This window comes from Haloarcula litorea, from assembly GCF_029338195.1.
Lineage (GTDB): Archaea > Halobacteriota > Halobacteria > Halobacteriales > Haloarculaceae > Haloarcula > Haloarcula litorea.
In genome coordinates this window covers 2,346,346-2,366,313 of record NZ_CP119779.1, presented here as the reverse complement: position 1 = coordinate 2,366,313, position 19,968 = coordinate 2,346,346, and the positions used below count along the sequence as shown (strand labels likewise).

The 19,968-nt window shown below is 70.5% G+C and carries 22 protein-coding genes; 12 read left to right on the top strand and 10 right to left on the bottom strand.

What is annotated here, in order from left to right:
- Positions 1-28: 28 nt before the first annotated feature.
- Positions 29-550, top strand: coding sequence for a GNAT family N-acetyltransferase (locus P0592_RS12765; RefSeq protein ID WP_276271279.1), 522 nt, complete (start codon positions 29-31; stop codon positions 548-550).
- Positions 551-601: 51 nt separating this feature from the next.
- Positions 602-1,138 carry a GNAT family N-acetyltransferase gene (locus P0592_RS12760; protein WP_276271278.1) on the top strand — a complete coding sequence of 179 codons (537 nt, stop codon included), beginning with the start codon at positions 602-604 and terminating at the stop codon, positions 1,136-1,138.
- Here the strand turns inward: P0592_RS12760 and P0592_RS12755 are convergent, their stop codons facing one another.
- The 3 genes from P0592_RS12755 to P0592_RS12745 all read right to left on the bottom strand — a co-directional run bounded on the left by P0592_RS12755 (position 1,139) and on the right by P0592_RS12745 (position 2,543).
- Positions 1,139-1,603, bottom strand: a complete 465-nt coding sequence (locus tag P0592_RS12755; RefSeq protein WP_276271277.1) for a redoxin domain-containing protein — start codon at positions 1,601-1,603, stop codon at positions 1,139-1,141.
- A gap of 111 nt (positions 1,604-1,714) precedes the next feature.
- Positions 1,715-2,002, bottom strand: coding sequence for a hypothetical protein (locus P0592_RS12750; RefSeq protein WP_276271276.1), 288 nt, complete (start codon positions 2,000-2,002; stop codon positions 1,715-1,717).
- Between the two features lie 16 nt (positions 2,003-2,018).
- On the bottom strand, positions 2,019-2,543 hold the full coding sequence (locus P0592_RS12745; RefSeq protein WP_276271275.1) for a DoxX family protein: 525 nt from the start codon (positions 2,541-2,543) through the stop codon (positions 2,019-2,021).
- A 208-nt stretch (positions 2,544-2,751) separates the two neighbouring features.
- Between P0592_RS12745 and P0592_RS12740 the strand changes: the two genes are divergently transcribed.
- Positions 2,752-4,212, top strand: coding sequence for an RtcB family protein (locus P0592_RS12740; protein ID WP_276271274.1), 1,461 nt, complete (start codon positions 2,752-2,754; stop codon positions 4,210-4,212).
- Between the two features lie 59 nt (positions 4,213-4,271).
- Positions 4,272-4,682 (top strand): universal stress protein, encoded by a 411-nt coding sequence (locus P0592_RS12735; RefSeq protein ID WP_276271273.1) that lies wholly within the window; start codon positions 4,272-4,274, stop codon positions 4,680-4,682.
- A gap of 7 nt (positions 4,683-4,689) precedes the next feature.
- Here P0592_RS12735 and P0592_RS12730 read toward each other — a convergent pair whose 3' ends face one another.
- Together P0592_RS12730 and P0592_RS12725 are read right to left on the bottom strand one after the other, a co-directional pair.
- Positions 4,690-4,938, bottom strand: a complete 249-nt coding sequence (locus P0592_RS12730; RefSeq protein WP_276271272.1) for a hypothetical protein — start codon at positions 4,936-4,938, stop codon at positions 4,690-4,692.
- Positions 4,939-5,041: 103 nt separating this feature from the next.
- Positions 5,042-6,181, bottom strand: a complete 1,140-nt coding sequence (locus tag P0592_RS12725) for an acyl-CoA dehydrogenase family protein (protein WP_276273937.1) — start codon at positions 6,179-6,181, stop codon at positions 5,042-5,044.
- A gap of 81 nt (positions 6,182-6,262) precedes the next feature.
- Between P0592_RS12725 and P0592_RS12720 the strand changes: the two genes are divergently transcribed.
- Positions 6,263-7,060, top strand: coding sequence for an RIO1 family regulatory kinase/ATPase domain-containing protein (locus P0592_RS12720; protein WP_276271271.1), 798 nt, complete (start codon positions 6,263-6,265; stop codon positions 7,058-7,060).
- A gap of 51 nt (positions 7,061-7,111) precedes the next feature.
- Positions 7,112-8,098: a hypothetical protein gene (locus P0592_RS12715; protein WP_276271270.1), complete on the top strand. Its 987-nt coding sequence runs from the start codon at positions 7,112-7,114 to the stop codon at positions 8,096-8,098.
- Here P0592_RS12715 and P0592_RS12710 read toward each other — a convergent pair.
- Together P0592_RS12710 and P0592_RS12705 are read right to left on the bottom strand one after the other, a co-directional pair.
- Positions 8,068-9,012 carry a DMT family transporter gene (locus tag P0592_RS12710; protein ID WP_276271269.1) on the bottom strand — a complete coding sequence of 315 codons (945 nt, stop codon included), beginning with the start codon at positions 9,010-9,012 and terminating at the stop codon, positions 8,068-8,070. The genes P0592_RS12715 and P0592_RS12710 overlap by 31 nt on opposite strands.
- Positions 9,013-9,066: 54 nt before the next feature.
- Positions 9,067-9,618, bottom strand: coding sequence for an NAD(P)/FAD-dependent oxidoreductase (locus tag P0592_RS12705; protein WP_276271268.1), 552 nt, complete (start codon positions 9,616-9,618; stop codon positions 9,067-9,069).
- A 120-nt stretch (positions 9,619-9,738) separates the two neighbouring features.
- On the opposite strand from P0592_RS12705, the gene P0592_RS12700 reads away from it, so the two are divergent.
- From P0592_RS12700 to P0592_RS12690, 3 genes are read left to right on the top strand one after another with little or no spacing between them, the layout of a single operon-like run.
- A complete protein-coding gene (locus tag P0592_RS12700) occupies positions 9,739-12,135 on the top strand; it encodes a penicillin acylase family protein (protein ID WP_276271267.1) in 2,397 nt (798 codons plus the stop codon).
- On the top strand, positions 12,128-12,475 hold the full coding sequence (locus P0592_RS12695; RefSeq protein WP_276271266.1) for a hypothetical protein: 348 nt from the start codon (positions 12,128-12,130) through the stop codon (positions 12,473-12,475). The genes P0592_RS12700 and P0592_RS12695 overlap by 8 nt, the downstream gene beginning before the upstream one ends.
- A gap of 47 nt (positions 12,476-12,522) precedes the next feature.
- The gene (locus tag P0592_RS12690; protein WP_276271265.1) at positions 12,523-13,713 is read left to right on the top strand and encodes an MFS transporter; all 1,191 of its coding nucleotides are present in this window, start codon (positions 12,523-12,525) and stop codon (positions 13,711-13,713) included.
- A gap of 2 nt (positions 13,714-13,715) precedes the next feature.
- On the opposite strand, the gene P0592_RS12685 is transcribed toward P0592_RS12690, so the two are convergent.
- Positions 13,716-15,725: an AMP-binding protein gene (locus P0592_RS12685; protein WP_276271264.1), complete on the bottom strand. Its 2,010-nt coding sequence runs from the start codon at positions 15,723-15,725 to the stop codon at positions 13,716-13,718.
- 107 nt (positions 15,726-15,832) lie between these two features.
- Between P0592_RS12685 and P0592_RS12680 the strand changes: the two genes are divergently transcribed.
- Positions 15,833-16,429: a GNAT family N-acetyltransferase gene (locus P0592_RS12680; RefSeq protein ID WP_276271263.1), complete on the top strand. Its 597-nt coding sequence runs from the start codon at positions 15,833-15,835 to the stop codon at positions 16,427-16,429.
- A 6-nt stretch (positions 16,430-16,435) separates the two neighbouring features.
- Here the strand turns inward: P0592_RS12680 and P0592_RS12675 are convergent, their stop codons facing one another.
- On the bottom strand, positions 16,436-16,909 hold the full coding sequence (locus P0592_RS12675) for an FKBP-type peptidyl-prolyl cis-trans isomerase (protein WP_276271262.1): 474 nt from the start codon (positions 16,907-16,909) through the stop codon (positions 16,436-16,438).
- A gap of 135 nt (positions 16,910-17,044) precedes the next feature.
- On the opposite strand from P0592_RS12675, the gene P0592_RS12670 reads away from it, so the two are divergent.
- Entirely contained in the window at positions 17,045-18,727 is a 1,683-nt protein-coding gene (locus P0592_RS12670) for an acyl-CoA mutase large subunit family protein (protein ID WP_276271261.1), read from the top strand.
- Between the two features lie 43 nt (positions 18,728-18,770).
- Positions 18,771-19,127 (top strand): VOC family protein, encoded by a 357-nt coding sequence (locus P0592_RS12665; RefSeq protein WP_276271260.1) that lies wholly within the window; start codon positions 18,771-18,773, stop codon positions 19,125-19,127.
- Between the two features lie 37 nt (positions 19,128-19,164).
- Here the strand turns inward: P0592_RS12665 and P0592_RS12660 are convergent, their stop codons facing one another.
- The gene (locus P0592_RS12660; protein WP_276271259.1) at positions 19,165-19,956 is read right to left on the bottom strand and encodes an NUDIX domain-containing protein; all 792 of its coding nucleotides are present in this window, start codon (positions 19,954-19,956) and stop codon (positions 19,165-19,167) included.
- Positions 19,957-19,968 lie beyond the last annotated feature (12 nt).

Here is a 19,968-nt window from a genome sequence, read left to right as displayed (position 1 = left end):
CTTTCACTTGGCGGTCGTCCCGTTCCCTATGCCAGACCCCGCCTTCCTCGAAGGCGACAGCGTCGCGCTCCACCCGATGACCGACGAGGACGTCGGCCTCGCGGTGCGACTCCGCAACGATCCGCGGGTCCGCACCGGCGTCGGCGGGAGCGAACCGACGACGCCCGCCGACGTCGAGGCGCGACGCGAGTCCCGCGACGACCCCGCGTTCGTGATCCGGGTCGACGGCGAGCCCGTCGGCAACTGCGTCCTCCACGAGGACGACCACCCCTGGGGCTACGGCGAGGTCGGCTACGCCGTCCTCCCGGACCACTGGGGCAACGGCTACGCCACCGACGCCGTCGACTGCCTCGCCCGCTACGCGTTCACCGAGCGCCGCCTGCACAAACTCGGAGCCGACGTCTACGCGAGCAACCCCGCGTCGGCCCGGGTGCTGGAGAAGGTCGGCTTCCGGCGGGAGGGGCGGCGACGCGCCCACGCCTTCGTCGACGGCGAGCACGTCGACCTGCTGTCGTTCGGCCTGCTGGCCGAGGAGTGGCGCAGTGAGTGACGGTCACACACCGGGGCAAGCTTGATTCGCCCGTCGGCCGACGCCTCGCGTATGCCTGGCCCCGCCTTCCTCCACGGCGAGACGGTCGCGTTGCACACCATCGAAGCGGAGGACGTGCCCTTCCTCCACGAGACGGTCAACGACCCGGCGGTCCGGGACGGCCTGTCCATCGGCCGCCCGCTGAGCGAACAGGCCGAGCGGGAGTGGGTCGAGTCCGTCGGCGAGCGCGACAGCGACGAGGTCCACCTGCTGATCTGCGTCGACGGCGACCCGGTCGGGACCGTCGGCCTGAACGGCGTCGCCGCGACCAACGGCCACGCCGAGCTCGGCTACTACCTCGCCGAGGACGCGTGGGGCAACGGCTACGCCACCGACGCGGCCCGAACCCTCGTCGACCACGCGTTCGGCGAACTCCGCCTCCACCGGGTGTACGCGAAGGCGTTCGAGGACAACGAGGGTTCACAGCGCGTGCTGGCGAAGGTCGGCTTCGAGCGGGAGGGGACGCTGCGGGACCACTGGTACCGCCGCGGCTCCCACGAGGACGTCCACGTCTACGGCCTGCTGGCCGACGAGTGGGACGGCCGATAGTCAGCGCCGCGCCACGGCGTCGTGGACGGCCGAGAGGTCCGGCCGCGTCGCCGGGTCCCGGTCGGGGTCGTCGGCCCACGAGCACCGCACGCGACACCGGCCGTCGACGAGGAACGCCGTCCGACGCGTGGTCCCGTCCGGTCGCTGGACGCCGAACTGCCCGTCGACGCCCGCGTGGTCGACCAGCAGCGGGAAGGGCAGGTCGAGGTCGGCGGCGAACCGCCGGTGATCGTCCATCGTGCCCGGCGCGACGCCGAAGACGGCGATGCCGTCCGTGAGCGCCCCCCAGTCCGTGTCCCGGAGTGCTTCCAGGTACGTCCGGCAGGCCGCGCCGCCGTCTTCAGTGTAGAACGCCACCAGAACCGGAGCGCGCGACGCGGCCGCGGAGAGGCGATACGCGCCGACGGCGTCGCCGTCGGTCCCCTCGAGGTCGAAGTCCGGCGCGGGTGCGCCCTCGTCGAGCATACCGGTCGGACGGGCGGGATCGACAAAAGGCCGGGCGTTCGGGAGCGACCGCTGGGCGGTCGCGGAAGCGGGGAGAAGAGACGGCGGGTCGGAACGGTTCCCGCGCGGTGCTCAGTCGGCGACGGTCTCGTGACCGGTCGCGCCCTCGGTGGGTTCGACCGGCGTCGCAAGCTTGTAGCCGCCGTACAGCGCGAGGACGAGGAGGCCGGCCAGCACCAGTCCGGTCCGCAGTTCGGGGCCGAACATCGGCTGTGCGATCACCTCGCCCGCGTCGTTGGTCAGCGGAACCGGTGCGAAGGGCTTGCCGGCCAGCGTCTCGACGAGCCCCAGGCCGACGATACCCAGCAGTATCAGTCCGCCGCTCAGTGCCTGTGCCGCCTTGTCGATGGTGGTGGTCATATCTTGGTCACCTCTGTTAGCCGAGCAGGTAGCGGAGCCGCGGCCGCTGCCGGACGAACTCCGTCTTCTCGATGATCGCGTCCAGTCCGTAGTACCGCCCTGCGCCCAGCACCAGCACCGTCACGAACAGCAGCAGCCCCATCAGGTCGCTGTTGACGAGGCCGTGGCCGAAGCCGGCGTTCCCGACCCAGAACAGGGTCATAAAGACCGTCCCGCCCACGGCGGCCAGCCGAGTCAGCACGCCGACCATCAGCGCCAGGCCGATGAGCGTCTCGAACAGCGGGACGCCGGGCTTGATGAGCCACGCGAGGTTGTTGCCCATCCAGACCGGGATCGGCCCCAGCGCGGTGCCGGTCATCTGCTGCATGTAGGCCGGCCCGTACCCGAAGTTCAGCCCGCTCTCGATGATCTTCGTGACGCCGGCGTGGAAGAACCACCAGCCGGTGATCACACGCAGGAGGCCGATCCAGTACGCCGTCGTCGTCCCGCCGAGCTCGAACTCGAAGTCGTCGGCCAGCGGGTTGGTGGCTTGGTAGGACATCCTCGTCACCTCACATCTGGATGTGCGGGGAGAGAGCACATATAAACCGGAGCGCGTTCCCATCGGCTGAAAATATGCTCTTGAAGGGCGCTACGTGCACTTCTCCCCATTCGCCGCCGGACAGGGCGTTCGCCAGTTATTTTATATGTACGTTCTCCCGCCCCGGCCCACCGTGAGGTTCAAACCCCGCTCCCGACTACCGGCGGGTATGCCGATCGAACTGGCCGGCGAACACACCACGGCGCGCGTGATGGTCGACGACGAGTCGCTCGTCGAACAGGGCTGTCTCGACCAGATCCAGCGGCTCGTCGACCACCCGGCGTTCACCGAACCCGTCCGGGTGATGCCCGACGCACACTGGGGGGCCGGCGCGCCCATCGGCTTCACGATGCCGCTGGCCGACCGGATCGTCCCAAACATCGTCGGCGTCGACGTGGGGTGTGGGATGGCGGCGACGAACCTCGGGGACGACCTGCCCCTGGACGGCCCCGAGCGCGAGCGCCGCGTCCGCGAGGCCGTCCCGATGGGCCGGTCCGTCCACGACTACGACGACGCCCCCCATCTGGTCGAGGAGTTCCCGTTCGACCGCGCGAACCGGGTCTTCGAGTCGTTCGACGACGCCTTCGCCGAGCGGTTCGGCGAGCGCATCGATCCCGTCGAGTTCGACTTCGACGGCTACGACGGCGACTACTTCGAGGGGCTGTGTGACCGCGTGCTGGCCGCCCAGCGCCAGGGGATGGGCTACGTCATCCGCAGCGCCGGCACGCTCGGGGGCGGCAACCACTTCGTCGAGTTCGCCCGCGCCCGCGAGAGCGGCGACTACTGGCTCGTCGTCCACAGCGGCTCCCGGTACCTGGGCAAGTCCGTCGCCGAGTACTGGCAGTCGACGGCCACCGACCGCCGGACGATCGGGCGGCTCCGCGAGGAGATCCCCGAGGCGTACGCCGACTACCTGAAGTTCGACCCCGAGACCGTCGAGTCCCGGGACCTCTACGAGTGGGTCACCGGCGGCAAGGGCGAGTCCCACATCGAGAAGGAGCGGCTCCGCCGCGAACTCGACGGCGGTGAGATCGAAGAGGCGTTCGACGCTCTCGGCCGGCTCCAGCGGGCGGTCCACGACGACGACGGCGACCGCGACGACGAACTCGACTGGCTCGAGGGGCGCGAGGCCCACGGCTACTACGTCGACATGCTGTTCGCCCAGCAGTACGCCCGGTGGAACCGGACGCTGATGAGCGACGCCGTCTGCGATGCGCTGGGCGTCGAGCCCGTCGACCGCTTCCAGAGCGTCCACAACTACATCGACTTCCGGGACCTCACGATCCGGAAGGGCGCGACGCCGGCCCGCGAGGGCCAGCGACTGGTCGTACCGTTCAACATGGCCGAGGGCTCCGTGATCGCACGCGGGAAGGGGAACGAGGAGTACCACCGGACCGCACCCCACGGGGCGGGCCGGGTGATGAGCCGGCGGGCGGCCCACGACACGGTCGATATGGACGAGTTCGCCGACGCGATGGCCGGCGTCTACTCCGAGTCGGTCGTCGAGGCTGTCCGGGACGAGGCACCGATGGCCTACAAGGACGCCGAGCGCATCGTCGACGCGCTGGCCCCCACCGCCGAGGTGGTGGACTGGCTGGACCCGGTCCACAACCTCAAATCCACGGATTAGGGGTGTCTTACTGCCGGATCGGCGAAAACAGATATTTCGGTTCGGCCCTTGGTGAGACCATGACCATCCTCGTGGCAGTCGCCAACGACGCCGTCTCGGCCGCCGTCGTCGACACCGCGGTCGAACTCGGAGAGGCGTTCGGCGAGGAACTGGCCGTCGTCCACCTGCTGGACGACGAGGTGGCCGACGCACAGTCCCGACGGGTTCGGGACGACCTCCGGGAGCGGCTGGCGGGCGAGTCGGTCGTCGCGACGGTGTCGCTGGAACACGTCGGCCGGTCGGGGTCGCGCTCGGGGCCGCGGATCGGCGAGGAGCTCCTGGAGCTCGCGTCGGACGTCGACGTCTCGCACATCGTGATGGGCCACGAGCCGAAGGGCCTGACCGGCCGACTCTCCTCGGGCGACGCCGCGTTCGTCGTCGCGGACGAGGCGACGGTGCCGGTGACGATCGTCCCCGACAGCGGCGAGTAACTCCCGGTTACCGACGCGGTTCGCCCGCCTCCTCGGCAAGCGAGTTCGCGAGCCTGTCCAGCCCCAGCGTCGCCAGGAAGAAGACGAGACCGAGGTACAGCAGCGACTGTGAATCGGCGATAAATCGGGAGACGATGCTGTTGCCGTAGCCGACGAGGGTGGTGAGGAAGCCGAGCAGCGACGTCGTCCAGCCGACGCCGGTGAACCCTGCGAGTTGGTCAAGCGTGTCCGCGCGTGGGAGCCAGTCCGGAGCCATACGACCGTCCCGCGCAGCGTCGATTATAGCCTTTCCTCTTGTGAGAACCTACTCGCATCCGAACGCAACAACCCGGACAGTAAGTCTGTGTTACCGACGACGACTACAGGCCCAGTTCGCGGCCAAGCACCAACCGCTGTATCTCGCTCGTCCCCTCGCCGATCTCCATCAGCTTGGCGTCGCGGTAGAACCGCTGCGGGGCGAAATCGGTGGTGTAGCCGTAGCCGCCCAGCACCTGCACGGCGTCCTCTGCGACCTCCCGACAGATCTCGGACGCGTCGAGTTTGGCGAGCGAGGACATCCGGGCGACGTCCTCGCCGGCGTCGTACATCGTCGCGGCCTTGTGAGTCAGCAGCCGCGCCCGCTCGATCTTGCGGTCCATCTCGACGACCTTGTCCCGGACGGCGTCGAACTCCGAGATGGGCTGACCGAACTGCTCGCGCTCGGTGGCGTAGGACTTCGCTGCCTCGTAGGCCCCCTGGGCCAGCCCGACCGAGAGGGCGGCGATGGAGATGCGCCCGCCGTCGAGCGTCTTCAGCGTCTGTTCCCAGCCCTCGCCCTCCTCGCCGAGCAGGCGGTCCTCGGGGACCCGGCAGTCGTCGAACTGCAGCTCGCAGGTCGGGGAGGCGTTCAGCCCCATCTTGTCCCAGACGGTCGTCACCTCCCAGCCGTCGTCCTCGGGCGCGACGACGAACGTCGAGATACCGTCCGTGCCCGCACCGGGTTCGGTGACCGCCTTCACGAGGACGCTGCCGGCCACGGTGGCGTTCGTGATGAACTGCTTGGTCCCGTTGAGGACGTACTCGTCGCCGTCTTTCTCGGCGGTGGTGGACATCCCGCTGGCGTCGCTGCCGCTCCCGGGTTCGGTCAGCGCCCACGACCCCAGCGCCTCGCCGCGGGCCAGCGGCTCCAGCCACCGCTCCTTCTGGGCCTCGGTCCCGAACAGTTCGATGGGTTTCGAGCCCAGCGAGACGTGGGCGGCGTAGGAGAGACCGATCGAGCCGGAGACGCGGCCGAGTTCCTCACAGACCAGCGCGTACATCAGCTGGTCGCCGCCCAGCCCGCCGTACTCCTCGTCGATGGGGACCCCCAGCACGTCCAGCCGCGCGAGCTCGTCGAACACCTCGGCGGGGAACCGGTGTTCGTCCTCGATCTCCTGGGCGATGGGTGCGATCTCGTTCTCGCAGAACTCCCGTACGGACTCCCGCATCATCCGGTGTTCGTCCGGCAGGTCGAACTCCATACCGCCCGCTACGTCGTCTGCCATCAAATACCATATGGGACGACACAAGCCATATGCCGCCGCCACCCCTCGGTTCAGGGGATGGCGTTTCGCCGCCTCCTCCGAGGGACGGTCCCGTGGGACCAACTGGAGGGGGTCGCCCGGGCCGTGCTCGACCGCTACGGCGAGTCGTCGGCACGCGTGGTCTTCCTGGACGCGGACAACTGGCTCTCGACCCCCTTCGTCGTCGAGGACCGCTGGTTCGTGAAGGTCATCACGCGACAGAACTCGCTCGTCCACGCGCTGCTGACGACCGGCCGGAACCTCGGAGCGTTCTCCTCGGGGACGGAGGGCTTCTTCGAGCACTTCGGGACGCCGGCGCAGATGGCCGAACACGAACTCGAGGCCACGGAGCGGATGCGGGAACTCGGCGTCAACGCCCCCGAACCCGTCGAGGCCTTCGAGTACGAGGGGATGGGAGTCCTCGTCTTCGAGTACCTGCGGGAGTTCGAACCGCTGGACGCGCTCCCGCGGGAGCGGGTCGAGTCCCACGCGCCGACGGTCTTCGACTACCTCCACAGGATGCACGAGGACGGCCTGGCACACGGCGACTTCCGCAGCGAGAACGTCCTCGTCGCCGACGGGGAGGTGTACTTCATCGACGCGACCAGCGTCCGCGAGGAAGCAATCGCCGACGCGCGCGCCTACGACCTCGCCTGTGCGCTCGGGGCGCTCGAACCGCTCGTCGGCGCGAAGGTCGCCGTCCGGGCCGCGAGCGAGCACTACACGGCCGGGGAACTGCTGGCCGCCGAGGAGTTCCTCGACTTCGTCAACATCCGCCCGGACCACGACTTCGACGCCGCCTCGATCCGCGGAGCCGTCGAGCAGCGGGCCGGCTGAGGCGGGACCCGGGACAGAAAGGCTTTGACCGACCGGTCCGGGACTCCGGACGTGCCCTCCGATACACTCCCCCGACGGCGGTTACTCGCGGCGCTCGGGTCGTTCGGTGCCGTCTCGGCGGCCGGCTGCAGTGCCCTCTCACCCGCGGACGACCGAACGGCTCGACTGACGCTCGACGTCCACGAGCGCGACGGCTCGCTCCGGGGGGACCGCGTCCACGACCTCGCCGACAGCTCCGTCCCGGGTGTCGAGGACGCCTTCCGGACGACCGTCGAGGGCGGCACCTACCGCTCGCAGTACCGCCGGCCGTTCCCGATGGTCGGCGAGGACGACCCCGCCTACGCCCGTCACGAGGGAACCTACTACCGTCTGGGCAGCGTGGTCGTCGACGAGGTCACGGTCTCGCACCCGGTGTTGCGGCTCTACGAGGTCGGCAGCCCCGAAGAACTCGACGACGTCCCGGAGCACACGGCCCACGAGTCGCTCCCTCAGGTCGACAGGATCGCGGTCGAAATCGCGCACAAGGCGGCTCGCGCCCGGGGCGACGTCGGCGGCGTGCCGTGGGGCCTGGTCCAGCGCGGCGGCTTCGTCTACCGTCGGGAGTCGGCGGCCGAGCGGAGTACCCTCGTCGGCGCGTCCGACGCCCACGTCGAGTACCGCGACCGGATCTATCGGGTCGAGACCACGACCGAGGAGTTCCACGAGGCAGTCTACCGGGCGACAGTGACGCCGGTCACAGACTCTCCCGCACAGTTGGAGGAGATCCTGCGGGCCGAACTCCTGGACGCCCGCCTCGCCCCGGACGCGCTCTCGGCGGCGGAACTGGACCTGTTCCGCCGGGCTCGCGCCGAGACCGTCGTCCAGACACACCCGTTCTCGCCGCCGCTGCGGTCGCTCCTGCGGAAGCTGGGCCACCGGGCCTACGTCGACGGGAACGTCTCAAAGGACGCCGGCGTCGATCGGCAGTTCCGCCGGCTCCTGCTGTACGGTGACCGCTACTTCGACTACTACCTCGAACTGTCCGAACCCGACGACTGAGGCCGACGGTCGGGGTTCGGCTCGGTCGGCTCCGCCGCCCGCGACCGCGCGGTCACGGCGATCCCGGCCAGCACCACGACGCCGCCGATCAGAGTCCACCGGCCCGGCACCTCGCTCAGCAACAGCAGCGCCAGCACCGCGCTCCCGACCGGTTCGCCAAGCAGGGAGACGCTGACGAGACTGGACTCGACGTGGCCCAGCGACCAGTTGAGGACCGTGTGGCCGAACACGCCCGGACCCAGCGCCATCAGCGAGAACAGGAGCCACTCGCGGGGCGCGTAGTCGACGACCGGGTGACCCTCGGCGACGACGAAGGCGAACAGGCAGCCGGCCGCGACCGCGTAGACGACGGTGACGTACGGCAGGATCGGGAACCGCTGGCGGAGCGACCGCCCCGCGAGGACGTAGGCGGCGGCCATCACCGCTCCGACGAGTGCGAGCGCGTTGCCGTACAGCGGCCGCGGGCCGACGGCGGTCCCGCCGACGAGTTCGCCGACCGACATCGCGGCGATCCCGGCCACGGCGACGAGGATGCCCGCCGTCGTCCCGCGGGTCACCCGCTCGTCCAGCAGCGCCCACGCGCCGACGGCGACGAACAGCGGCTGGGCCTGGACGAGCGTCACCGAGGCGGCGACGCTGGTCCAGGCGAGGCTCTCGAACCACGCGGCGAAGTGGACCGCCAGCGCGACGCCGGTCAGGCCGGCCGCCAGCAGGTCACGGCCGGCGAGCCGGCGGAAGGCGTCGGGGTCGTGGCCCAGCGCCAGCGGCGCGACGACGACGGTGGTCAGGGCGACCCGGTAGGCGGCCGCGACGCTGGCGGGCGCGTCGCTGGCGCGGACGAGGACGGCGCTCGTGCTCACCGCGAGGACGGCCACGACGAGCGCGACCCTCGGGTCGACCTCGGGGTCGCTCATACGGACTGTCGGAACCGTGTGCCGGCGTCCGGAAACGGCTTACGACAGCCCACGTCACTCCGCGTCGGCCGGCGTGTCGAAGTCGTGGAAGTGTTCGCCCTCCTCCTTCGAGAGGACGTCCAGCGCGGCCGCGCCGCCGTCGCCGGCGGAGATGATCGCCTGCCACTCCTGGTCGCGGACCATCGCGCCGGTGGCGTAGGCGTCGTCGACGCTGGTCTCCATCGAGACGGTCACGTCGACCACGTCGCCGTCGAACTCGACCCCGAGGTCCTCGGCCAGCCCGCGGTCGGCCCCCGTCGCGAGGATCAGGTACGACGCCTCGACCTCCTCGTCGTCGACCGTCGCGACGAAGCCGTCGCCGGAGGCCTCGACGCTGGTGACCTCGCCATCGCGGAGGGTCGCGCCGAACGACTCGACCTGGTCGCGGGCGTCCTCGACGAACTCGGTGCCGTCCTCGGACTCGACCCCGAGGTAGTTGAACAGGTGGGCCTTGTGCATCCACGTCTCGTCGGTGTCGTAGACCACGGTGTCCAGCCCGTTCTTGCTCGTGAACAGTGCGGCGCTCAGGCCGGCGGGACCGCCGCCGACCACGAGTACGTCCGTCATAGCCGTGTGTGGGCCGTTGCGACTGATAAATGTACGCCGGATGTGCAAGACGGCGCTCCGGTACCACTCGGAGGAGCCAACCGACCAAACGTTTAGTGTTGCTCGGCACGCCGATTGGCTATGGACCGCAGTCGCAGAGCCGTCCTCGCGGCCGTCCTCGGCGGTGGCGTGGCGGGGTCGCTGCTCTCGCCGGCAGCCGGCTTCCTCGACCGCTTCGCGGCGCTGTCGGGCGACTACTGGGAGCCCGCCGCGTCGTCGGCTCCCGCGACGGTCGAGAGCCCGTACGGCCCGGCGACGGTGCGGTACGACGACCACCGCGTGCCGACGGTCTCGGCCGACTCCGAGCGGGCGCTCGCCTACGCGCTGGGCCACACGCAGGCGACCGACCGCCGCTTCCAGATGGACCTGTTCGTCCGGCGGATGCGCGGCGAGCTGGCCGCCGCCGTCGGCGAGCAGGGCGTCGAGTCCGACCGCTTCCACCGGCAGATGGACTTCACGGCCGCCGCCGAGGCCAACTGGACGGCCCTCTCGGACACCGAGACCGGCGCGAGCCTGTCGGCCTTCGCCGAGGGGGTGCGGGCGGCGACGAGCGACGGCCCGCTGGCGGCGGAGTTCCAGTTGCTGGACTACGAGCCCCGCGAGTGGTCGCCCGTCGACACCCTCCTGATACAGAAACAGATCGGGTGGGGACTGACCGGCAGTTTCCGGACCCTGCGGCGGGCCGCGGCGCGGGAGGCCCTCGGCGAGGAAGCCGCGGCCGACCTGTTCCCGGCCCGACTGGACCACGACTCCCCCATCCTGCGACCGACGGCGTCGTTCGAACGGCGGGGCTCGGCCGACGGGACCGGCGCGGAGCGGACCGTCGACCCCGCGTTCGCCCGCTGGGCGTCGAACTTCGAGTCGCCCGACGGCGTCGGCTCGAACTCCTGGGTCGTCTCCGGCGAGCACACCGACAGCGGCGAGCCGCTGCTGGCGAACGACCCTCACCTCACCTTGCTCGCGCCGCCGCTGTGGTACCGCCAGCACCTCCGCGCGCCGGATCTCCGGGTCGGCGGCGTCGCCTTCCCCGGCGTCCCGTTCGTCGTCATCGGCGAGAACGACGCCGGCGCGTGGGGGTTCACCAACGCCGGGGCCGACAGCATCGACTTCTACCGCTACGACGCCGACGGCGAGCGGTACCGCTACGGCGACGAGACCCGCGAGTTCGAGACCCGGACCGAGACCGTCGCGGTCTCCGGCGGCGAGGACCGCGAGGTGACGGTCCGCAAGTCCGTCCACGGCCCCGTACTGGAGCGGTTCGGCCAGCGGGTCGGGGTCGCGTGGGTCGGCCTCCAGGCCAACCGCACGGCCGCCGCCGTCAGGGAACTGAACTACAGCGACGGCCGCGACGAGGCGATGGCCGCGCTGTCGCGGTTCGACCACCCGACGCAGAACGCCGTCTACGCCGACCGCGCGGGGAACACGCAGTACTACATGACCGGCCTCGTCCCGTACCGCGTGACCGACGGCGAGCGGGTCCGGGGCGACCGGATCTTCGACGGCAGCGCACGCGAGGGCGAGTGGCCCGGCTACGAACCCTACGGCGTCCCCGACTACGACGCCTTCGTCGCGAGCGAGCGGAAACCGCAAGAACGCGACCCCGACTACCTGGCGACGGCGAACCAGCGTATCGTCGCCGACAGCGAGCTCGACTACTACCTCGCCGAGGCCTACAGCGCCCCCTGGCGCGGCAAGCGCATCTACGATCTGCTGGACGAACGCGCCGCGGGCGACGAGCCGATGGACTTCGAGTTTCTGCGCCGCGTCCAGCGAGACGTCCGCGACGAGCGGGCGGCGCTGTTCGTCCCGACGATCCTAGACGCACGGAGCGAGATGACGCCGGAAGCCAGCGAGGCGGCCGAGGCGTTCGTCGACTGGGACTACCGGATGGACCGGGACTCCCGGGCCGCGCTCCTCTTCGCCTCGTTCGTCGACGCCTACCGGACGCGGGTGTTCGGCCCGTCCTTCGAGGCGCGGGGGCTGGACGACCGCTTCCACCCGAACGACTGGGTCCTGCTCACGCTCCCGGCGGAGAGCCGGTGGTTCACGGACCCGCCGGGCGGCGAGGCCCGGACCAGGACCGAGACGGTGGCGCTGGCGATGGCCGACGCGCTCGCGACGGTCGAGGACGCGGGCCACGAGGTCTACGGCGACCGCAACCGCACCGTCATCGACCACCCCTTCGACCAGTCGTTCCTGAACTACCCGCGGTACCCGACCGACGGGTCGCCGGCGACGGTGCGCAACGTCCGCGTCGAGTCGGGCGTCGGCAGCAGCTACCGCCTGCTGGCCCGCTTCGACGGCGAGCCGTCGCAGTCGGTGATCCCGGGCGGGAACGCCGGCAGTCCGTTCTCGGAGCACTACGACGACCAGCTGCGCGCGTGGGCCGACGGCGAGTACTTCGAGCAGACGGCGACCACCGACGGCCCGGCGGACGTGGAGTTCGTCGGAGCGGACGGGGGTGACGACGGTGCGTAGCCCGCTCGCCGCCCTCCGGCAGATCCAGCGCTCGCCCCGCAAGCGGTGGGCCGCGACGCTCGGGGCCGCCCTCGTCGGCCTCGGCCTGGCCGGCGTCCACTGGCTCGGCCTCGTCGCCGGCGGCGCGCTCGTCGGGTGCTGCTGGCCGTCGCTCCGCTCGGCCCTCGTCGCCGGACTGGGCTTCGGCGTCGTCGCCGTCCTCGGCTTCCTCGTGCAGATGGTCCTCGCCGGGTCGCTCGCGGGCGTCCTGGGGATGGGAGTGCTGACGGCCGTCGCCGTCGCGACGCCGCTGGTCGCCGGCCCGTTCGGTGCCCTCGCTCGCGGCCTGCTGCCGGAGTGAGCGACGGGGTCGACACGTATTTTCGCCCGCCGAGCGTACGCGTCGACGTGCACGCCAGTCGGCAGCGCCGGCTCCTCGCCGCCGTCGTCTTCGCGGTCCTCGTCGCGCAGGTCCTGCTGTACCCGGGCGTCGACAGACTCGTCGGCGCGCTCGGCGCGACGACGGACCTCGACGCGAGTATGTGGTTCCTCGCCAGCGAGTTCGCCGCCTTCGTCGCCTTCGCGGGCGTCTGGGGCGCGCTGAGCGACGCGACCGGGCGGCGGGTCCCGCTCGTCGTCGGCGGGGCCGTCGTCGGTGCGACGCTGTACGCCGCGATGGCGTGGCTGCCGGCGGTGGCGGCCGTCTCCTTCGAGACGGTCCTCCTGCTCCGGGCCGCTCAGGGCGCGGCGACCATCGCACCGTTCTCGCTGGCGATGACGATGCTGATGGACGTCGAGGGCGGCCACGGGCGGAACATGGGCGCGGCCGGCATCGCCATCGGGTCGGGGACGGCGATCGGCGCGCCGCTGGGCGGCCAGCTCTCGGCCGTCTCGCCGACGCTCCCGCTGTACGCCGCGAGCGTCCTCTTGCTCGCCGTCGCCGGCCTCGCGGCGTTCGTGCCCGATCGCGCTCCGAGCGGACGCGCGGGGCGGCTCCGGCGGGCCGTCGAGACGTTCAGGGCGACCCCGTCGCTGACGGTCCCGTACGCCTTCGGCTTCGTCGACCGGCTCTCGGCGGGCTTCTTCGCGCTGGTCGGGACGCTGTACTTCGCCGACGCCTTCGGGCTGGCCCCGCCCGAGCGCGGCGTGATGCTGGCGCTCTTTTTCGTCCCGTTCGCGCTCCTGCAGTACCCCTTCGGTGTCCTCTCGGACCGCGTCGGTCGCACGCTCCCCGTCGTCGCCGGGTCGACGCTGTACGGGGTCGCGGTGGTCGGTGTCGGTCTCGCCCCGACGGTCCTGCTGGCGGGGGCTGGGATGGTCCTCGTGGGCGTCCTCGGCGCGCTGATGTCGCCGGCGACGATGGCGCTGGTGACCGACCTCGCGGGCGAGTCCGACCGGGGGACGGCGATGGCGGGGTTCAACGCCGTCGGCAGCGTCGGCTTCCTCGCGGGCATCCTCGTCGGCGGTACCGTCGCCGGCGACGTGGGGTACCTCGCCGCCTTCGTCGTCACCGGCAGCGGCCAACTACTCGTCGCGCTCGCGACGTTACCGAAGCTCCTGACCCTCGACGCCGGCGAGCGTGGCCGCCCCGCCGACTGACTCTACGACCGCTCGGCGATGTCGTCCAGCACCTCGGGGTTCTCGATGCTGGAGAGGTCGCCCAGCTCCTCCCCGCGGTAGGTCGCCTCGATCGCCCGGCGGACGATCTTCCCGCTCTGGGTCTTCGGGAAGGCGTCGACGAACAGCACCTCGCGGGGCCGGAACGGCTTGCCCAGTTCCGCGCCGACCGTCTCCCTGATCTCCTCCCGGAGCGCGTCGCTCGGCTCCTGCCCGCCCTCGAGGACGACGTACAGGACGACCGCGGTACCCGTCGTGTCGTCGGGCGCGCCGACGGCGGCGGCCTGGTTCACCGCCCCGTGTTCCATCGCCGCCCCCTCGACCTCCGCCGGGCCGACCTTCCGGCCGGCGACGTTGAGCGCGTCGTCGGCCCGGCCGTGGAGGAACCAGAGCCCGTCCTCGTCCTTGCGCGCCCAGTCGCCGTGGTCCCAGAGGTCCGGCCACGTCGACCAGTACTCCTCGAGGTAGCGCTCGTCCCCGCGCCACAGCGACTTCGTCATCGACGGGCAGGAGTCCCGCGCGACCAGGTACCCCCGCTCGTGGCTGTCGGCGATGGACTCGCCGGCGTCGTTCACGATGTCGATGTCCATCCCCAGCCCCGGTCCGCCCAGCGTCGTCGGCTTCAGCGACTGGATGGGCATCGGCATGAGAAAGCAGCCCATGATCTCCGTGCCGCCGGAGATGTTGATGATCGGGCACTCGCCGCCGCCGACTTCCTCGTAGAACCACTGCCAGCTCTCGGGGTCCCAGGGCTCGCCGGTCGATCCCAGGAGGCGCAGCGAGGAGAGGTCGTGGCCCTCGAGCCACTCGTCGCCGCGCTTTCGAAGCGCCCGCACCGCCGTCGGCGACACGCCGAAGACGGTGAGGTCGTGCCGGTCGATCATCTCCCAGAAGCGGTCGGGGTCGGGGTGGTCCGGCGCGCCCTCGTACATGAAGACGGTGCCGCCGAGGGCGTGGTTGCCCAGCAGCGTCCACGGCCCCATCATCCAGCCGATGTCGCTGACCCAGAAGAAGCGGTCGCCGGGCTGGTGGTCGAAGCCGAAGTAGATCTCCTTGGCCGCCTGCAGGAGCGCGCCGGCGTGAGTGTGGACGATGCCCTTCGGTTCGCCCGTCGTCCCCGAGGAGTACAGCAGCATCGACTCCTGGTCGCTCGGCAGGGACTTCGTCTCGTAGCTGTCGGACTGTGTCTCGACGACCTCAGTCCACCAGTCGTCGCGGCTCGTCCACGTCAGCGTGTCGTCGGGGTCGTCCGCGATGCCGGCCCGGTCGTAGACGACGGTGTGTTCGACGTGGCCGGCCTCCCGGACGGCGTCGTCGGCGGTGTCCTTGAGGTGGACGGTCGACCCCCGGCGGTAGAAGCCGTCGCCGGTGAACAGCACGGAACACTCGGCGTCGTCGATCCGGGTCGCCGTCGCGTCGACGCCGAACCCCGAGAAGATGGGGACCGCGATGGCCCCGACCTTCAGACAGCCGTAGAGGATGCTCGCCACCTCGGGGACCATCGGCATGTAGAGCCCGACGGTGTCGCCGGTCCCGACGCCGACGGACTCGAGGTAGTTCGCGACGCGGTTGCTCTGCCGGTAGAGGTCGTGGAAGGTGAGTTGGCGGACGTCGCCGGGTTCGCCCTCCCAGATCAGCGCGACGTGGTTCCGTGCGCCGTTGTCCCGGGCGGCGTGCCTGTCGACGGCGTTGTGGGCGGCGTTTATCTCCCCGCCGGGGTACCAGTCGGTGAACTGCGGCCCCTCGCTGTCGTCGCGGACGGTGTCGTACGCCTCGAAGAACTCGATGCCGAGGTAGTCGACGAGTTCGTCCCAGAACCAGTCGACGCCGCTCTCCGCGACGCCCTCGAGCTCGGTCGTCGTCCGGCGGATCAGTTCCCCGTAGTCGTCGATGCCGTAGGTCTGCATGAACTGCCAGACGTTCGTCGACTCGACGAACTCCTCGTCGGGTTCGTGGACGACGCGGTCGAGGTCTTCTAGCGAGTCCGAAGGCATACCGTGGGCTTCGCTGACAACCGACTAAGTGTTTGCGTGGGGCGACGGGCGGGAGACACGCGCACGGCTCGCAAACCCTTTTCCTCCCGCGTGGCGAACGGGCCAGTATGTACGTCCGGGACGCGAAAAACCGAGAGGAAGTCTGGTTGTTGGACCACATCGAGGAGATGGGGCTGGACGAGACGGCCTTCCGCTCCCGCGACTACGTCATCGCGATCGACCAGCACACCCACGAGAAGGCCGGGTTCGGGCGCATCCGCATCCACAAGCCCGACGACGGCGACCCGGTCTGTGAGCTGACGAGCATCGGCGTGCTGGACGCCTGGCGCGACCAGGGGGTCGGGGCGCACATCATCGAGCGACTGGTCGAGTACGCCAGCGACGAGGGGTTCGACGTGGTGTACTCGCTGACGGGGGCGGCCTCCTACCTCGAGCAGTTCGGCTTCGAGCGCATCGATCCCGAGCAGCTCCCCGAACCGCTGGACGACCGGCTGGCGACGAAGCGGGAGAACATCCAGCCCGACGCCGCGCCGCTGCGCCTGCAGGTCGACCGGTTCCGGATGCCCGAGCGGTTCCGCGAGCGGTTCAAGAACGCCTCCGTCCGCGAGTCCCCCGAGTCGGGCGAGGACGACCCCGAGGAGAGCGCGGAGGACTTCGGTATCGACCCCGACGAGGCGACCTACAAGTACGACACCGGCGACTGACCGCCGTCAGCGGACCTCGACGACCTCGATCTCGAAGACCAGCGTCTCGCCCGCGAGTTCGTGGTTGAAGTCCACTTCGACGCTCCCCTCGCGGACCGCGGTCACGTCCCCGTGGAGGCCGTTCTCGGCCTCGACGTGGAGCCCGACCTCCGGTTCCGTCCCGACCATCGACTCGAACGTCCCGTGGTCGTACTCGCGGACCTTCGACTCGTCTGCCTCGCCGTAGGCCTTCTCCGGCGGGACCGTCACCGTCGCCGTCTCGCCCGCGGTCAGCCCGACGACGGCCTCGTCGAGGCCCTCGATGATGTCGCCGGCACCGACGGTGAACGCCAGCGGCCGGTAGTCGCTCTCGTCGGTCCCCTGTGCCTCCAACAGCCCGTGCTCGCGGGCCACGTCGGCCCGCGAGGTGTCGAAGACGCTCCCGCCCTCGAAGCGACCGACGTAGTGGATAGTGACGCCGTCACCGGGTTCGATCGGCATACGCGAACGTGCGGGGACCGACAGGATAAACCCCCCGCCCACGGCTCGACCTCGTTCGGTCCCCGACCCTCTGGGGCGTGAAGGATCGGGAAGGATTCGCGAACGCTTAAGCCCGCGCCCGCTCACGGTTGCCGTATGTTCGACCCCGACGAGCTGGACCGCATCCGCGAGGCGAAAGCCGAGTGGGAGGCGGAGGAGGTCCAGCCGACCGTCGACCGCTTCGGCGAACGCGAGGAGACGTTCACGACGGACACCGAGGGGCACGAGGTAGAACGCCTGTACACGCCGGCCGACGTTGCCGACCTCGACTACGAGGCGGACCTGGGCTTCCCCGGGCAGGAACCCTACACGCGCGGCGTCTACTCGACCGGCTACCGCGGCCGCCTGTGGACGATGCGACAGTACGCCGGGATGGGGACCGCCGCCGAGACCAACGAGCGGTTCCACTACCTGTTAGAGGAGGGCCAGACCGGCCTCTCGATGGCGTTCGACCTCCCGACCCAGATGGGGTACGACTCCGACGACGCGATGGCCGCCGGCGAGGTCGGCAAGACCGGCGTCGCCATCGACTCGCTGCGTGACATGGAGCGGGTCTTCGAGGGCATCCCGCTGGACGAGGTCTCGACCTCGATGACCATCAACGCGCCCGCCAGCGTCCTGCTGGCGATGTACATCGCCGTCGGCGACCAGCAGGGCGTCGACCGCGAGCAGCTCCGGGGGACCATCCAGAACGACGTGCTCAAGGAGTACATCGCCCGCAACACGTTCATCTTCCCGCCGGAGCCGTCGATGCGGCTCATCACCGACATCTTCGAGTTCTGCGCCGCGGAGACGCCGAAGTTCAACACGATCTCGATCTCGGGCTACCACATCCGCGAGGCCGGTTCGACGGCCGCCCAAGAGATCGCGTTCACGCTGGGCGACGGTATCGAGTACGTGCAGGCGGCGCTGGACGCCGGACTGGACGTCGACGAGTTCGCCCCGCAACTGTCCTTCTTCTTCGCCTCCTACAACAACATCCTCGAGGAGGTGGCGAAGTTCCGGGCCGCGCGGCGGCTCTGGGCCGACATCATGGACGAACGCTTCGACGCCGAGGACCCCAAGTCCAAGCAGCTGAAGTTCCACACACAGACCGCCGGGTCGACGCTGACCGCCCAGCAGATCGAGAACAACGTCGTCCGGGTGGCCTACCAGGCCCTCGCGGCGGTGCTGGGCGGGACCCAGAGCCTCCACACCAACGGCAAGGACGAGGCCATCGGACTGCCGACCGAGGAGTCCGTCCGCACCGCCCTGCGCACCCAGCAGATCCTCGCTCACGAGTCCGGCGCGGCCGACACGATCGACCCGCTGGCCGGGAGCTACTACGTCGAGTCCCTGACCGACGACCTGGAGGCGGAGGCCCGCGAGATCATCGCCGAGGCCGACGAGCGCGGCGGGATGGCCCAGGCCATCGAGGACCAGTGGGTCCAGCGACAGATCCAGGACGTGGCCTACGAGCGCCAGCGCGAACAGGAGGCCGGCGAGCGGATCATCGTCGGCGTCAACGAGTTCGAGATCGACGAGGAGGAGGAGAAAGACATCGAAGAGGTCGACCCGGAGCTGGAGCAGGCCCAACAGGAGCGCGTCGCCGCCATCCGCGAGGAGCGCGACGGAGACGCCGTCGAGTCGGCGCTGGCCGACCTGGAGGCGGCGGCCCGCGGCGACGAGAACCTGATGCCCTACCTGGTCGACGCCGTCAAGACCTACGCGACCACGGGCGAGATCTGCGACGTGCTGCGGGACGTCTTCGGCGAGTACCAGCCCGGCGGCTCGATGTAGGGCCGGCGGCCGGTTTTTTCACCGCCGCGGGCGACGCGCCGGTATGCAGTTCGACCACGCCGGCGTCGCGACCGACGACGCCGACGCGCTCGCGGACCTGTACGGGGCGGCACTCGACGCGCCGGTCGCCCACGAGGAGACGTTCGGCGACCTCCGGGTGGCCTTCCTCGACCTCGGGAACGGCTACTTCGAACTCCTGGAGCCGCTGCCCGACGCCGAGGGCGCGATTCCCGACTACCTCGACAGCCACGGTCCGGGCATCCACCACCTCGCGCTCGAAACCCGGGACATCCGGGACGCGCTCGACGACGAACCGAGACCCGGAGCGTGGGGCCACGAGGTGGCCTTCCTCCACCCGGGATCGACCGGCGGCGTGCTGCTGGAGTTCGTCGAGCACTGACCGGCGACGGTCGGGGGACTGCGCGATCGCGGGCGGCTCAGTCGCCGCTCGGGTCCCCGACCTCGAGGTCGGCGTCGGTGGTCACGCCGTCGAGTTCGTCCGCGCGGCCCCGCTCGGCGAGGAACGACTCCCAGATCCGTTTCGCGCCCTCGGTCATCCGCTCGGGCGGGTCGGCGAACCACGCCGCGCCGACGAGTTCGGACTCGTCGACGTCGATGGAGCCGCTGGCGTACTCCCCGCGGAAGTAGACGTCCAGCGTGTGGACCGACCCCTCCGCGTCGGTCTCCGGGTAGTACTTGCGGTGGAACACCTCCTCGATGTCCGCGATGGTACAGCGGACGCCGGTCTGCTCGTTGACACGGCGCAGCGTCGTCCCCTGCATCGACTCGTACTCCTGGCTCTGCCCGCCGCCGGGCAGCGCCCACAGGTCCGCGCCCCGACCCAGCACCATCAGCACGCGGTCGCGGGTGTCACGCTCGGCCTGCTCGGGCAGCGCGTCGCTGAGCGGCGGGAGGTCTGCCCCGTCGCGAGTCAGGAAGACGACGCTGTTGCCGTCGTAGCCGGTCCGGTCGGTGGCGGCGAAGACGTCGGCGTACGCGCCGGCCCCGAGCTCGAACTCCTCGACCGTGACGTCCACGTCGTCGAACTCCGCCCCGAGGTCCTGGAGCTTCTGTTCGACGTTGATCTCGTTGATCCTGTCGATGACGTTCGTCTCGGGGTCGTCGTTCGTCTCCCCTGATACGTCCGCGTCCGCCGGCGGTGCGTCGTCCGACGCCGTCGGGGCCGCCGCCTCGCCACCGGGCTCGTCCGCACCGTCGTCCCCTGTCATAAGTGGGTCCTG